At 68.6% G+C, this 14,281-nt stretch carries 16 protein-coding genes; 13 read left to right on the top strand and 3 right to left on the bottom strand.

All coding sequences use genetic code 11. The annotated features are described in order from the left end of the window. The first annotated feature begins 30 nt into the window (after positions 1-30). From MWM45_RS17375 to MWM45_RS17345, 7 genes are all read left to right on the top strand, one after another. Positions 31-1,251 carry an MFS transporter gene (locus MWM45_RS17375; protein WP_247827534.1) on the top strand — a complete coding sequence of 407 codons (1,221 nt, stop codon included), beginning with the start codon at positions 31-33 and terminating at the stop codon, positions 1,249-1,251. A gap of 34 nt (positions 1,252-1,285) precedes the next feature. Continuing rightward, the gene (locus MWM45_RS17370; RefSeq protein WP_247827533.1) at positions 1,286-2,275 is read left to right on the top strand and encodes an ATP-binding cassette domain-containing protein; all 990 of its coding nucleotides are present in this window, start codon (positions 1,286-1,288) and stop codon (positions 2,273-2,275) included. Continuing rightward, positions 2,272-3,132, top strand: coding sequence for an ABC transporter permease (locus MWM45_RS17365; RefSeq protein ID WP_418909708.1), 861 nt, complete (start codon positions 2,272-2,274; stop codon positions 3,130-3,132). Before MWM45_RS17370 ends, MWM45_RS17365 begins: the two co-directional genes overlap by 4 nt. A 145-nt stretch (positions 3,133-3,277) precedes the next feature. Further along, on the top strand, positions 3,278-4,225 hold the full coding sequence (locus MWM45_RS17360) for an ABC transporter ATP-binding protein (protein ID WP_043442561.1): 948 nt from the start codon (positions 3,278-3,280) through the stop codon (positions 4,223-4,225). 2 nt (positions 4,226-4,227) lie between these two features. After that, a complete protein-coding gene (locus tag MWM45_RS17355) occupies positions 4,228-5,103 on the top strand; it encodes an ABC transporter permease (protein ID WP_247827532.1) in 876 nt (291 codons plus the stop codon). A gap of 34 nt (positions 5,104-5,137) precedes the next feature. After that, positions 5,138-6,460: a sensor histidine kinase gene (locus MWM45_RS17350; RefSeq protein WP_247827531.1), complete on the top strand. Its 1,323-nt coding sequence runs from the start codon at positions 5,138-5,140 to the stop codon at positions 6,458-6,460. Next, positions 6,408-7,112, top strand: a complete 705-nt coding sequence (locus MWM45_RS17345) for a response regulator (RefSeq protein ID WP_247827530.1) — start codon at positions 6,408-6,410, stop codon at positions 7,110-7,112. Before MWM45_RS17350 ends, MWM45_RS17345 begins: the two co-directional genes overlap by 53 nt. Before the next feature lie 18 nt (positions 7,113-7,130). Here the strand turns inward: MWM45_RS17345 and MWM45_RS17340 are convergent, their stop codons facing one another. Beyond that, positions 7,131-7,577, bottom strand: a complete 447-nt coding sequence (locus tag MWM45_RS17340) for a hypothetical protein (protein WP_247827529.1) — start codon at positions 7,575-7,577, stop codon at positions 7,131-7,133. Between the two features lie 83 nt (positions 7,578-7,660). Then, complete coding sequence (locus MWM45_RS17335) at positions 7,661-8,320, bottom strand: CalY family protein (RefSeq protein ID WP_247827528.1); 660 nt, start codon at positions 8,318-8,320, stop codon at positions 7,661-7,663. 235 nt (positions 8,321-8,555) lie between these two features. On the opposite strand from MWM45_RS17335, the gene MWM45_RS17330 reads away from it, so the two are divergent. The 6 genes from MWM45_RS17330 (at position 8,556) to dnaB (ending at position 13,806) form a co-directional block, all read left to right on the top strand. Next, the gene (locus MWM45_RS17330) at positions 8,556-9,836 is read left to right on the top strand and encodes a M18 family aminopeptidase (protein WP_247827527.1); all 1,281 of its coding nucleotides are present in this window, start codon (positions 8,556-8,558) and stop codon (positions 9,834-9,836) included. A gap of 167 nt (positions 9,837-10,003) precedes the next feature. Further along, entirely contained in the window at positions 10,004-10,309 is a 306-nt protein-coding gene (gene rpsF / locus MWM45_RS17325) for a 30S ribosomal protein S6 (protein ID WP_043442549.1), read from the top strand. Positions 10,310-10,369: 60 nt separating this feature from the next. After that, a complete protein-coding gene (locus MWM45_RS17320) occupies positions 10,370-10,945 on the top strand; it encodes a single-stranded DNA-binding protein (protein ID WP_247827526.1) in 576 nt (191 codons plus the stop codon). Between the two features lie 118 nt (positions 10,946-11,063). Further along, positions 11,064-11,303: a 30S ribosomal protein S18 gene (gene rpsR, locus MWM45_RS17315; protein WP_005273147.1), complete on the top strand. Its 240-nt coding sequence runs from the start codon at positions 11,064-11,066 to the stop codon at positions 11,301-11,303. Positions 11,304-11,318: 15 nt separating this feature from the next. After that, entirely contained in the window at positions 11,319-11,768 is a 450-nt protein-coding gene (gene rplI, locus MWM45_RS17310; protein ID WP_043442543.1) for a 50S ribosomal protein L9, read from the top strand. A gap of 661 nt (positions 11,769-12,429) precedes the next feature. Further along, a complete protein-coding gene (gene dnaB / locus MWM45_RS17305) occupies positions 12,430-13,806 on the top strand; it encodes a replicative DNA helicase (RefSeq protein WP_043442540.1) in 1,377 nt (458 codons plus the stop codon). Here the strand turns inward: dnaB and MWM45_RS17300 are convergent. Beyond that, positions 13,803-14,225, bottom strand: a complete 423-nt coding sequence (locus MWM45_RS17300) for a MarR family winged helix-turn-helix transcriptional regulator (RefSeq protein WP_247827525.1) — start codon at positions 14,223-14,225, stop codon at positions 13,803-13,805. The genes dnaB and MWM45_RS17300 overlap by 4 nt on opposite strands. Between the last annotated feature and the right edge of the window lie 56 nt (positions 14,226-14,281).

The raw sequence follows: 14,281 nt of genomic DNA, 5'->3' as shown, positions 1-14,281 counted from the left end.
GTGCGCGGCGGAGCCCCCTACGGTTGCAGGATGAAGCCCTCCGTCCGAGCAGCCATGTTCGCCACCTACGCGATCTTCGGGCTCAATGGACTCGTGTTCGCCAGTTGGGCCGCCCGGATCCCCGCCGCTTCCAACACCCTGGGCCTCGGCTCGGGCCAGACGGGAACCCTCCTGCTCATCGGAGCCATCGGATCGGTCCTGTCCCTGCCGCTGGCAGGCCTCGCCGCCGCGCGTTTCGGCACCGGCAACACGGTCCGGCTCGGGGGGACCGCAGCCGGTCTGGCCGCGGTCGCCGTCGCGCTCGGCCTCGTGACCGTCTCGGTACCGGTGGTCGCCGTCGGGCTGTTCCTCTTCGGGAGCGGCATCGCCCTCTGGGACGTGGGACAGAACATCGAGGGGGCCGACGTCGAACGCCGGGTCGGGCGGACCATCATGCCCCGCTTCCACGCCGCGTTCAGCGGCGGCGCGTTCGTGGGCGCCCTGATCGGGGCAGGACTGTCGGCGCTCGACATACCGCTCTCCACCCACCTCGTCGCCGTCGCCGTCCTCAGCCTCGCCGTGTCGCTGTGGACGCCCCGCTACTTCCTGCCGGACACCGCCCGAGGTGGGGCCGAGGACGGCGCGGTACCGAGCCGGTCCCGCGGCAGGGGCCTCGGCGCCTGGGGCGAGCCCCGGACCCTGCTGATCGGCCTCGTGGTGCTGGGCGCCGCGCTGACCGAGGGCGCCGCGAACGACTGGGTGGCGAAGGCCACCGTGGACGGACTGGGGACCACGGAGAGCACCGGTGCCGTCATGTTCGCCGTCTTCGTCGCCGCCATGACGGCGCTGCGCTTCGTCGGTGGCCCCCTGATCGACAGGTTCGGCCGTGTCCGGGTCCTCCAGGCAGGCCTGGGCTCCTCCCTCGCAGGACTCGTGCTCTTCGTCGTCGCCCCCAGCGTGCCGCTGGCGGCCGCCGGGGCGATCCTCTGGGGTGCGGGAGCCGCCCTCGGTTTCCCGATGGGCATGTCCGCCGCAGCGGACGACCCCGAACATGCCGCGGCGCGGGTCTCGGTGGTCTCCACCATCGGATACACGGCGTTCCTCGCCGGCCCGCCGCTCCTCGGCTTCCTGGGCGATGTCGTCGGGATCCGCACGGCGCTGCTCGCCGTGGGGGTCACCGTCCTGGCGTCCTTCCTCGTCGCACCGGTCGCGCGCGAGCGGACCGCCTACTCCACCGAGGCATTGCGGACAGATCCTGACCGAATCGCCTAGGAAACGTCGGAGGATCCGTCCTACCCTGATTCCCATGGCGATCATCGAAGCAGAAGGCCTGAAGAAGACCTATCCGTCGAAGAGCGGACCTGTACATGCCCTCGATGGCATGAATCTTTCCGTCCCCCAGGGAACAGTCAAGGCCCTGCTGGGGCCGAACGGCGCGGGGAAGACCACCGTGGTCAAGATCCTCACCACCCTCATCCAACCGACGGCGGGCACCGCCCACATCGACGGCATCGACGTCCGCCGGAATCCGAAGGCAGCCCGCCGCATCATCGGCGTCTCCGGCCAGTACGCGGCCGTGGACGAGAACCTCACCGGGCTCGAGAACCTCGAGATGGTGGGCCGGCTGTACCACCTCGGTGGCCGGGAAGCGCGTCGCCGGGCGCAGGAGCTGATCGACCAGTTCGAGCTGACGGAGGCCGGCAACCGCCCCGTCAAGGGCTTCTCGGGCGGCATGCGACGCCGGATCGACCTCGCCGGCGCGCTGGTCATCAACCCGAAGATCCTCTTCCTCGACGAACCGACCACCGGGCTCGATCCCCGGAGCAGGATCTCTCTGTGGGGCATCATCCAGAACCTCGTCAAGGACGGCACCACGCTGCTGCTGACCACGCAGTACCTCGAGGAGGCGGACCAGCTCTCGGACGACATCGCGGTGATCGACGGCGGCAGGACCATCGCCGAGGGCACCTCCGACCAGTTGAAGGCGCAGATCGGCGGGCACCGCGTGGTGGTGTCGCTCGTGGACGCGGCCGACGCCGGCACCGCGACGCAGATCCTCGCGCGCCACGGGGAGGGCGTACCCGTGGTCGGCGCCGACGGCCGCAGCATCGAGGTGGCCGTCACCGAGGGACCGCGGGCCCTCCAGTACATCCTGTCCGACCTCGGGGAGGGTGGCATCCCCCTGCACGACGCCGGTATGCGGCGCCCCAGCCTCGACGACGTGTTCCTGCAGCTGACCGGACACCGCGCGGAGGCCACCGAACAGTCGGCACCCCAGAAGGAGGCAGCAGCATGAGCGTCCTGGCACCCGAGGACCGTCAGTCCGCGCCGCAGGGCGCCACCCCCACCGGTGCGTCCGACCTGGCCATGTGGTTCTCCGACGGATGGACCGTCACCAAGCGGAACCTCATCAAACTGAAGCGCTCGCCGGACATGCTGGTCTTCGCCGTGCTGCAGCCCATCATGTTCGTGCTCCTCTTCAGCCAGATCTACGGCGGATCCATCCAGGTGGAGGGCAGCGACTACACGCAGTACCTGATGGCCGGCATCTTCGCCCAGACGGTGATCTTCGGATCCACGTTCTCCGGTTCGGCAATGGCCCAGGACCTCAAGGACGGCATCATCGACCGCTTCCGCACCCTGCCCATGAGCTCGTCGGCCGTCCTCGTCGGACGGACCAACAGCGACCTCGTGCTCAACACGCTCTCCGTGACGATCATGATGGGCACGGGTTTCCTGGTCGGCTGGCGCGTCACCACCCCGCTGACCAGCGTGCTCGCCGGCATCGGCCTGCTGCTGCTCTTCTCCTACGCCTTCAGCTGGGTCATGGCGCTGCTGGGCATGTCGGTGAAGAGCCCGGAGGTCATCAACAACGCCTCCTTCATGATCCTCTTCCCGCTCACGTTCATCTCGATCGCCTTCGTCCAGTCCCAGAACCTCCCGGGGCCGCTGGAGACCTTCGCCAACTGGAATCCGGTCTCCGCGCTGGTCCAGGCGGTCCGTGAACTCTTCGGCAACACCGGGACCGTCCCGACGCCCGACGCCTGGCCCATGCAGAACGCCCTCCTGACCGTGCTGATCGGAGCTGCACTCATGCTCGTGGTCTTCGTCCCGCTCTGCGTGCGGAAGTTCGCCTCCATCAGCAGCCGCTAGCCGAGCCGCGTCGTCCGAAAGAGGTACTGCTCCGCTCCCGCGATCATCCCTGGGGCCGGTGACCCGCATGGTCCCCGGGCCTACTGTGGGTAGGGGAGCCGCGCCCGCGGCATCCCGGACGCGGATTCACGCAAAGGACGCAGTCATGATCGAGGCACAGGCCCTCTCGAAGCGGTACGGCGCCAAGTCGGCGGTCGACGCCGTCTCCTTCACCGTCCAGCCCGGCAAGGTGACCGGCTTCCTCGGCCCGAACGGCGCCGGCAAGTCCACCACCATGCGCATGATCGTCGGGCTCGACAACCCGTCCGGCGGGCGGGTCACCGTCAACGGGCGGCCCTACGCGCAGCACAAGGCCCCGCTCCGGGAGGTGGGTGCGCTCCTCGACGCGAAGGCCGTCCACACCAAGCGCTCCGCCTACAACCACCTCCGGGCCATGGCCGCGACCCACGGCATCCCGAACAGTCGGGTCAGGGAGGTCATCGAGCTCACCGGACTCGGTCCGGTGGCGAAGAAGCGGGTCGGCGGGTTCTCCCTCGGCATGGGCCAGCGGCTCGGTATCGCGGCCGCCCTCCTCGGCGACCCCCACACGGTCATCCTGGACGAGCCCGTGAACGGCCTCGACCCGGAGGGTGTGCAGTGGGTCCGCCATCTCGCGAAGGGTCTGGCGTCCGAAGGGCGCACGGTGTTCCTCTCCTCGCACCTGATGTCGGAGATGGCGCTGACGGCGGATCACCTCATCGTGATCGGTCGCGGCCGCATCATCGCGGATGCCCCCATCCAGTCGATCATCGACGGGCAGGGCAAGGCCCGGGTCAGGGTGCGGGCGGACCGCCCCCAGGACCTGCTCGGCAGCCTCGCCGGCGAGGGTGTCACCTCCCAGGTGCTCGAACCCGAACTGGTCGAGATCACCGGGGTGGAGCCCCGCCGCATCGCGGAGGTCGCCCTCCGGGAGCGTGTCCTCGTGTACGAACTCACGCCGCTGCAGGTCTCCCTCGAGGACGCCTACATGCAGCTCACCCAGACCGAGGTCGAGTACCAATCCCATGCCCTGCCCGCCGCCGGCGAGGCTCCCTCATCCGTGGAAGGACGCTGACCATGGCAACCTCGACCCAACCCGCCCCCTCCCGGCAGCAGGCGCGCCGGCAGGCCGACACCGGTCCCGGCGTGAACTTCGGCCGCGTCCTGAAGTCCGAGTGGATCAAGGTGACCACGGTCCCCTCGACCGTCATCCTGATCGTCTCGACGGTCCTGGTCATGGTCGGCATCGCGGCCCTGCTCGCATGGCAGACGACCTTCCTGTTCGATGCACAGAGCGACCCCGAGATGGCCGCGCAGATGCAGGGAGCGCCGGATGCCGCGGAGATCTCCCGTGACATCCCGGGGTCCGGCCTCGTGATCGGGCAGCTCCTCATGGCCTCCCTCGCGGTCGTCCTGATCGCGTCGGAATGGGCCACGGGCATGATCCGGTCCACCATGGTGGCAGTACCCCGCCGGACCCCCGCGCTCCTGGCGAAGCAGCTCATCATGGCGGTCGTCTCCTTCGTGGTGGGTGCCGGCGCCGCCCTCCTCGGCTATCTCATCGCGCAGCCCATCCTCGGGTCCGCCGATCTCGGGTTCAGCCTCGGTGACGACGGCGTGCTCCTGCACATCGTGAACACCGGCTCGGTGCTGGCGCTCGTATCGGTCTTCGCCATGTCGATCGGCACGCTGGTCCGGAACACGGCAGGGGGCGTCGTCACCTCGATCGGTGTCCTGCTCGTGCTGCCGATCGTCGTCGCCATCTTCGGAAGCGGCACCGAGTGGGTCGTGGACGCTGCACGGTTCCTCCCGAGCTCGGGTGGCGAGCAGATGGTCGCCACGACCATCCGGGACGGCGCCCTCAACCAGTGGCAGGGGGCGCTGGTGCTGGGCGGATGGTCGCTGCTGCTCCTCATCACCTCCCTGGTCGTCACCAAGAAGCGCGATGTCTAGGAAGCCTCCCGGCCGGCGCCTGTGATGCCGCGCCATGACTGACAGACCCTTGGTGAAGGAGACCGCGGAACGAACGGCCGCGGTCTCCTTCACCGAGCTCAATGCCCGCCGGCTGGGGCCCTTCCGGCGGTTCTTCCGGAGCCACCCGAGGGCCATGGACGCCGTCGTGGTCCTGGTGTTCGTGCTCCTCTCCCTCCCCAACGCCCTGCTCGTCCTGCTCGACGGCGAGAACTGGTTCGGCGTCGCGGGTGTGGCGCTGGCCGCCGTGGCGCTGGCCTTCCGCCGGGACCGGCCGCTCCTGGTCCTCGCCTTCGTCGCGGCCCTCGACATCCCCGTGAGTGTGGTGACCGAGGGTGCCGGGAGCAGCGGGATCGCGACGATGTTCGCCCTCTACACCGTGGCCGTGGCCTATCCGTTGCGGCAGACGCTCCTCGCCGCCGCGGTGGCGACGGCCTTCTCGGTGAGCGCCCTGTTCCTCATCCCGGTCAGCACCTTCGGTGACGCACCGGGCGTGATCTGGCTCCTCAGCGGCTTCATCGTGATGTTCCTGGCCGTCGCCGTCGGCCTCGGCGTCACGGTGCGGCGGGATCGGGAGCACGAGAGCGTCCTGCGTGAGTGGGCTGCTCGTAACGCGGAGCTGGCCTCCGCCGGGGAGCGCAACAGGATCGCCCGCGAGATGCACGACGTCGTCGCGCATTCACTGACCGTCATGGTGGCACTGTCCGACGGCGCCGCCGTCGTGATGAAGCGCGACCCGGAGCGCGCGGCCGCGGTGCTCGGCGAGCTGTCGGGCACGGGCCGCACGGCCATCGCCGACATGCGCCGTGTCCTCGGCGTCCTGCGCGCGGAGGCCGTGAGCGGATCGCTCGAGCCGTTGCCGGCGTCGAGCTCGCTGGCACACCTGCTGGACGGTTTCCGCGCGGCGGGCCTGCCGCTCAGGGTGACCACGACCGGCCCGATGCTGCCGGACGATCCTGCGTTCCAGCTGACGGTGTACCGGATCCTGCAGGAGTCGCTGACCAACGTGCTGCGGTACGGCAAGGGCGTTACGCTGGTCGACGTCGCGATCGCCCGGACCGGTCAGGACGTGACGCTCCGGGTGGCGGACGACGGACGGGGCGCCATGGGGCCCGTCGCGTCCCTCGGCTCCGGACAGGGCATCGCCGGCATGCGCGAGCGTGCCGCCATCTACGCAGGCACCGTCGAGTGCGGCGACCGCCCGTCGGGTGGCTGGCTCGTCGAGGTCCGGCTGACAGTCCCCGACGCCGCCGGCGGAACGGGCAACCAACGGGGGAAAGAGAAAGATGACCACGCAGCACGGCACACCGGCCACGCCCATCAGGATTCTGCTCGCTGACGATCAGCCGCTCCTGCGCATGGGCTTCCGGCTGATCCTCGAGGGCGAACCGGACCTGCAGATCGCCGGGGAGGCATCCACCGGGGCCGAGGCCGTCCGGCTCACCGCCGAGCTGTCGCCCGACGTGGTGCTGATGGACGTGCGGATGCCGCAGGGGGACGGCATCGAGGCGACACGCCAAATCACCTCGTCCGGGTCGTGCGCGCGCATCATCATCCTGACGACCTTCGATCTGGACGAGTACGCCTTCGCCGGCCTGCAGGCGGGCGCCTCGGCGTTCCTGCTCAAGGACGTGGCGCCCGAGGGCCTGGTGCACGCGGTGCGCGTCGTCGCCAGCGGGGACGCCGTCGTCGCGCCACGCGTCACACAGCGGCTCCTGGAGACCTACGTGCGGTCCCTCCCGCCGGTGCAGAGGACGACGGCGGCACCGGACCGTCGCCTGGCCGAGCTGACGCCGCGTGAACGGGAAGTGCTCGAGGCGATCGCCGAGGGGCTGTCCAACGCCGAACTCGCCGCCCGGTTCTTCCTGTCGGAAGCAACCATCAAGACGCATGTGCGGAGGATCCTGACGAAGCTGGACCTCCGGGACCGGGTGCAGGCCGTGGTGTACGCGTACGAGAACGGGATCGTGGTGCCGGGCCCGGCACACTGACACCGGAACGCTCTCCGATCAGGCGGAGCAGGTGTACGTCCGCTCGAGCGGGACGGTGCCCGTCCAGGTGCCGACGTTCGCGACGATGCGCAGGGTGTAGGAGGCGGTCCTCGATGAAGTCTCCGTGCTGATCGCCGTCGTACGCCTGGTTGCCGGCAGGGTGATCTTCGTGGCCCGGCCCGTCGACGCCGTCAGGGTGACGACGTAGGAGCTCGCCCGGGGTACGGCGCCGAAGTCGTCGATCGTGATGTCCATCGGACGGTTCGAGTCACTGCAGCTGCGGGTGCCGGTGATGCCGGCAGGCGCCGGGATCTTGTAGGTGCCCACGCTCATCGGCGCCACCGCCGCGTCGAAGAAGGCGGCCTGCGCGACCGTGGGGGCTCCCATGGGCACGACGACGGCGACCAGCACTCCGACGAGGAAGCGGACGCGGCCGAGCGGGCGTGGGGGGCGGTGCTTGCTCATGATCTTCCTTCCTCGTGTCGTCGTCGTGACCTGCCGACGGCCCGGTGTCCCGGAGGTCCGCTCCCCGACACCGGGTCGGGTGGCTAGCGGCTGGTGGCTGCGCGCTGGGTGGCGGTGAAGGCGAAGTTCACGGTGCCGGTGAGTCCCTGGAAGTCGTTGCCGGCCGTGGAGGGGAGGGTGGCGGTGACACGCAGGTTGTCTGCCTTGGCGGTGGTGACCGAGGCGAGGTTGGAGAGGACCACGTCGGCGCCGAGGATCGGGCGGGTCGCCAGGACCTTGGTGGTGACGGCCGAGCAGGTGTAGGTGTAGGCGATGGAGGTCGTGGCTGTGGCAGGGATCGTGGTCTCCGCCCAGGGGATGCTGCAGGCGTCGACGGTGACCTGGAGGCCGTTGAGGGCGTCGGTCGTCAGCAGGGTGGGGGCGGTGGCGGACGTGGTGAGCGTGACGCCCCCGAAGTTCTGGTTGCCGGCGTTGGTCAGGGTGGCGGCGCGCTGGGTGGTGTCGCCCGGGACGAGGCCGGCGGAGGCGACGGTGAGGCGGTTGGCGGCGGTGCCCGCGGTGCCGAGCTGGACGTCCACCGACCCGGCCGTGACCGTCTCGCTGGCGGACGTCGTGGAGGTGAAGGAACCGTAGGTGCCGAGGCCCGCGACCGACGCGGCCACGCCGAGCAGGGCGACGGAGGCGAGGACCTTGCCCGAGGTGGACTTCATGGTGATGCGGGAGGTGCGTGCGGTGCGTGCCATGGTGAGACCCTTTGTCCTGGTTGAGTTCTGCTGTCCTCGGTTCCCCCAGCGGGCCGCGGTCGCTTCTGGTATCAACTCTGGAGCCCCGGGCCGACGCGCAGCCCGCCTGCCCCGCGAATCCTCCGCGAAGGAACGCCGAAGACCGGGCGAAGACCGAAGAGCAGGTGAAGCGGAGCCGAAGCTGCGCCCGGGCCCTGACCGCGCCGGCGATGACGGCATCTGGTTGAATCGGGGGATGAGCCCAGCACCAGCGCACATCCAGGACCTCGGAGCCTATGTCTCGGCGTCGCCGTCGAGCTTCCACGCGGTGGCGGAGGCCGGCCGGCGACTCTCGGCCGCAGGATTCCGGCAGCTGGTGGAACAGGACGCGTGGGAGGGCGGTGCGGGCAGCTTCTTCGTCATCCGCGACGGCGCCCTGATCGCCTGGACCGTCCCGTCGGCAGCCGGCCCCACGACCGGGTTCCATATCCTCGGCGCGCACACCGACTCGCCGTCGTTCAAGCTGAAGCCACGACCCACCACCGGGAAGTACGGCTGGCTGCAGGCCGGCGTGGAGGTGTACGGCGGGCCCCTCCTGAACTCCTGGCTGGATCGCGAGCTCGCGCTCGCCGGCCGGCTCACCCTCCACGACGGCAGCGAGCACCTCGTGGCCACCGGGCCGATCCTCCGCTTCCCCCAGCTCGCGATCCACCTCGACCGCGCCGTCAACGACGGACTGACCCTCGACAAGCAGCGCCACATGAACCCGGTGTGGGGCCTCGGGGAGCCTGCAGGCGCCGACCTCCTCGGGCTCCTCGCCGCGGGTGCCGACGTCGACCCGCGTGAGGTCGGCGGGTTCGACGTCGTCGTCGCCGATACGCAGGCCCCCCGCGTCTTCGGCACGCAGGGCGAATTCTTCGCCTCCGGGCGGCTCGACAACCTCTCCTCCGTGCATGCCGGGCTCACGGCGATCATCGGGGCGTCGGATGGGCCCGCGCACGGACCGATCGCCGTCCTCGCGGCGTTCGACCACGAGGAGGTGGGCAGCGGCTCCCGGTCCGGGGCGAGTGGCCCCTTCCTCGAGGACATGCTCCTGCGGATCTCCCTGGGGCTCGGCGCCGGGACGGAGGAGCGGCTGCGGGCGCTCGCGGTGTCCTTCTGCGTCTCCGCCGACGCGGGCCACGCCGTGCACCCCAACTACGCGGAGCGGCATGACCCGGCCAACCTGCCGATCCTCAATGGTGGTCCGCTACTGAAGATCAACGCCAACCAGCGGTATACCACCGACGCACCCGGCGCCGCCCACTGGGCAGCGCTCTGCCGCGCGGCGGGTGTGCCGTACCAGGAGTTCGTGTCCAACAACGTGATGCCGTGCGGCTCGACGATCGGACCGCTCACCGCCACCAGGCTCGGGATCCGCACGGTCGACGTCGGGACACCGCTGCTGTCGATGCACTCGGCGCGTGAGCTCTGCGGCGTCGACGATCCCGGGTACCTCGCGCAGGTCAGCCGGGCGTTCTTCCGCGGCGGGCAGTAGCGGCTTCCCTCAGGAGTTCGTCCCGGCCGGTCCGTCCGGTAGGATTGGGACGTCTGTGCCACAGCCCTTCGTCGGTCAGTACCGAGGACGGCGGCCGGACCAACGCAAAAGAACCTCCTGTTGCGGAAAGACCGCGACCGCTCAGCCCAGAGGAGGTGGGTTCACACATGCGTGCATATGAATTGATGGTAATCATCGACCCCGACGTCGAGGAACGCTCCATCGACCCAACACTCGAGAAGTTCCTGAATGTCGTCCGTAACGGCGGCGGCACCGTGGACAAGGTGGATATCTGGGGACGCCGGCGCCTTGCGTACGAGATCCAGAAGAAGACCGAGGGCATCTACGCCGTCGTCAACTTCACCGCAACCCCGGCCGTGGCTTCCGAGCTCGACCGCCAGCTGAGCCTCAACGAGACGATCATGCGCACCAAGATCATCCGCCCCGAGGAGCAGAAGGTTTCCGCCGAGTAATCTCGGTAGATCCCTCATCCATCCACCCCGCTCCGGCGGGAAGTGACTCAAGGAGGCACCATGGCAGGCGAGACAGTCATCACGGTGATCGGCAACCTCACCAACGACCCCGAGCTGCGGTTCACACCGTCGGGATCGGCGGTCGCCAACTTCACCATCGCGTCCACTCCCCGTACGTTCGATCGCCAGACCAACGACTGGAAGGACGGCGAAACGCTGTTCCTCAGGGCGTCGGTGTGGCGTGAGGCTGCGGAGAACGTCGCCGAGACCTTGACCAAGGGAACCCGCGTGGTTGCCCAGGGCCGACTCAAGTCACGTTCGTACGACACCAAAGAGGGCGAGAAGCGCACCGTCATGGAGCTGGAGGTGGACGAGATCGGTCCATCCCTGCGCTATGCGTCCGCGAAGGTCACCCGCACCCAGCGCTCCGGCGGCGGGAACAGCGGTGGCTTCGGCGGCAACTCCGGTGGCGGCTCCGGCGGTAACTCCGGCGGTTCGAACTCCGGATCCGGCTGGGGTGGGGGCCAGCAGGCCCAGCAGCCCGCGGATGATCCCTGGGGTGCTCCTTCGGGCGCTCCCTCGGGCGGAAATTCGCAGAGCTGGGGCAACGGCTCCGACTCCGAGCCTCCCTTCTAGGCACTCTCCAGGCAGCGGTCCCGTTCCCGGAACTCCTGCCGCAGTCACCATCAGGTGACTGGCACGTCCCATCCCGCAGAATCGTTCTGCGGGCTCCACCATACAAAGGAGCACCACGATGGCTAAGGCTGAACTCCGTAAGCCCAAACCAAAGTCCAACCCCTTGAAGGCCGCTGACGTCACCGTCATCGACTACAAGGACGTAGCCCTGCTGCGTAAGTTCATTTCCGATCGCGGAAAGATCCGTGCCCGTCGCGTCACCGGTGTGACCGTCCAGGAGCAGCGCAAGATCGCTCAGGCAATCAAGAACGCCCGCGAAGTCGCCCTCCTGCCGTACTCCGGCGCCGGCCGCGGCTAGGGAAAGGGACATACAATGTCGAAGCTCATTCTGACCCAGGAAGTCACCGGACTCGGTGCCGCAGGCGACGTCGTCGAGGTGAAGAACGGTTACGCACGTAACTACCTTCTGCCCCGCGGCTTCGCCCTGATGTGGAGCAAGGGTGGCGAGAAGCAGGTCGAGTCGATCAAGGCTGCCCGTTCCGCCCGCGAGCACGCATCGCTCGAGGACGCCCAGCGTCAGGCCGCCGCACTGTCGGCGAAGCCCGTCACCCTGACCGTCAAGGCGGGCGGCTCCGGCCGCCTGTTCGGCACGGTCAAGGCCGACGACGTCGCGAAGGCCGTCGAGGCCGCAGGTCTCGGCAAGATCGACAAGCGCAAGGTCGAACTCCCGGCCCACATCAAGTCGGTCGGCTCGTACCAGGCCAACGTCCGTCTCCACGAGGACGTCGCAGCAGTCATCGATCTGGACGTCGTAGCAAGCTAGGCCGCCTGGCGCTGGGCAGCCCAGCGCCAGCGTCACCGGATTAATCAGGGAGCCCCCGCCATCATGGCGGGGGCTCCCTGCCGTTCACCGGGGTCCGTTCCGGACCATCCGCACGAGGGCATGCTTCCCGTGATGACCCCGCGATCCATGCCTGCCCGCGACTCCATGCGGCCGTTCCGGAGCAGCTCGAAGGTTCGCTCTGGCGTATATGACTGCCGTCGGCCCGGATCTGCCCGGGCTGGGGCGCCCGGTGAGGGTCGCGCTGTCGGCATATACGCCGTCACGCAGGCTGCGCAGGACCTGGGGCCGTCCTGTCAACAGCGGTCCTGTGGACGACCGACGTCTCAGAACTAATTTCCGTCCACAGGTCGTGGACAACGTTTGCGCAGGTCAGAGCCATGTTCTCGCCTGAACGAGTTTCTTGTCCACAGGGTTGTCCCCATCCTGTGCACAAGACACGCCGTGCAATCCACAGCTTATTCACACTTACCCACAGCCCCTGTTGGTTCAGCGCTTTGCGGCGCCCCGGGAGGGGGCTAGCGTTGCGACAGATTCCCGAAAGTGAGGGTGTCGGGTGATAGGCCTGTCCTGTCGGACCCGCCCCGGGTGTCCGGTTGACGCCCCGGCGCAGCCGCTTCGACAGTAGGAGAAAGGCCCTTCAGTGTCCCTGGCACATGCAGACTCATCATCGGACACCCGGAGCCCCGAGTTTTCGCGTACCCCGCCTCAGGACCTCGTCGCGGAGCAGTCCGTGCTCGGCGGCATGATGCTGTCCAAAGATGCGATCGCCGACTGCGTGGAGGTGCTGCGCGGCCTGGACTTCTACCGGCCCGCCCACGAGAGCATCTACGAGGCCATCATCGACCTCTACGGCCGGGGGGAGCCGGCCGACGCCGTCACGGTCTCCGACGAGCTCACCAAGCGCGGTGAGATCTCGCGCATCGGCGGACCGGCCTACCTGCACACACTGATCCAGTCCGTGCCGACCGCCGCGAATGCGGGCTTCTACGCGGAGATCGTGCGGGAGCGCGCCGTCCTGCGCAGGCTGGTCGACGCCGGCACCAAGATCGTGCAGCTCGGCTACTCCAACGACGGCGAGGTGGACGACCTCGTGAACGCCGCACAGGCCGAGGTGTACGCGGTGGCGGAGCGTCGCACCGCCGAGGACTACGTGGCGCTGAAGGACATCATCGAGGGCACGGTGGACGAGATCGAGTCCGCGGGGCACAAGGGCGAGGGCATGACGGGCGTGCCCACCGGATTCTACGAACTGGACGAGCTGACCCAGGGCCTCCACGGCGGTCAGATGATCGTCGTCGCCGCCCGCCCCGCCATGGGTAAGTCGACCTTCGCGCTGGACTGGGCCCGGTCGGCGGCGATCAAGCACAACATGACCACGGTCTTCTTCTCCCTCGAGATGGGTCGCAACGAGATCGCGATGCGCCTCCTCTCCGCCGAGGCCACCATCGGGTTGCAGGATCTGCGCAAGGGCACGATCAAGGACGAGCAGTGGGGGAAGATCGCCACGACGATGGGGCGCATGAACGACGCCCCGCTGTTCATCGATGACAGCCCGAACATGTCGCTGATGGAGATCAGGGCGAAATGCCGGCGGCTCAAGCAGCGTCACGACCTCAAACTCGTGGTGCTGGACTACCTGCAGCTCATGTCGTCCGGCAAGCGGGTGGAATCTCGCCAGCAGGAGGTTTCGGAGTTCTCACGAGCCCTGAAACTGCTGGCGAAGGAGCTCAACGTCCCCGTGGTCGCCCTGTCGCAGCTCAACCGTGGGTCCGAGCAGCGGACGGACAAGCGGCCACAGGTCTCGGATCTGCGCGAGTCGGGCTCGATCGAGCAGGATGCCGACATGGTCATCCTGCTGCATCGCGACGACGTGTACGACAAGGAATCGGCTCGTGCGGGCGAGGCCGACGTGATCGTTGCCAAGCACCGTAACGGTCCCACCAAGACGCTCGTCGTCGGGTTCCAGGGCCACTACTCGCGGTTCAACAACATGGCCGCGGACGGCGGGGGCTACTAGTCCTTCTTGGGCCCGAGCTCGTTGATGACCGTCTTGAGGCGGTTCCGCAGATCCTCGGAAGCCAGGCCGTCCTCGGCCATCAGTTCGTTCTCGATGTTCTTGGCCCGCTCCAGGGCCTTGAGCCCGGCCGACGTGATCGTGATGCGCTGGCTGCGCCGGTCGGCCGAATTGCGGAGCCGGGTCACGAGGCCCCGCTTCTCGAGACGGTCGAGGGTTCGCCCCACGGTCTGCGCCTGAACGTGGACCAGCTGGGCGAGCCGCACGCCGGTGAGCGTGCCTTCGCGCTCGAGGACTCCCAGAGTCGTGAGTCCCGCGTGGGTGATGCCGATGCCCAGGAGCTTCTCGTTCCAGGAGTGCTCGACGATGCGGGCCGCGGTCGTCAACAGGCGGCTGGTCGACCAATCGTTCAATTCAGGCACGATAGCGTGTCCTTCCCCTCGGTCGTCAGCGGTGGGTCCGCTCGTTCCTGCTACTT

The organism is Arthrobacter antioxidans, from assembly GCF_023100725.1.
Classification (GTDB): Bacteria; Actinomycetota; Actinomycetes; order Actinomycetales; family Micrococcaceae; genus Arthrobacter_D; species Arthrobacter_D antioxidans.
The sequence above is the reverse complement of the archived record's forward strand: the minus strand, read 5'-3'. Positions and strand labels throughout refer to the sequence as shown.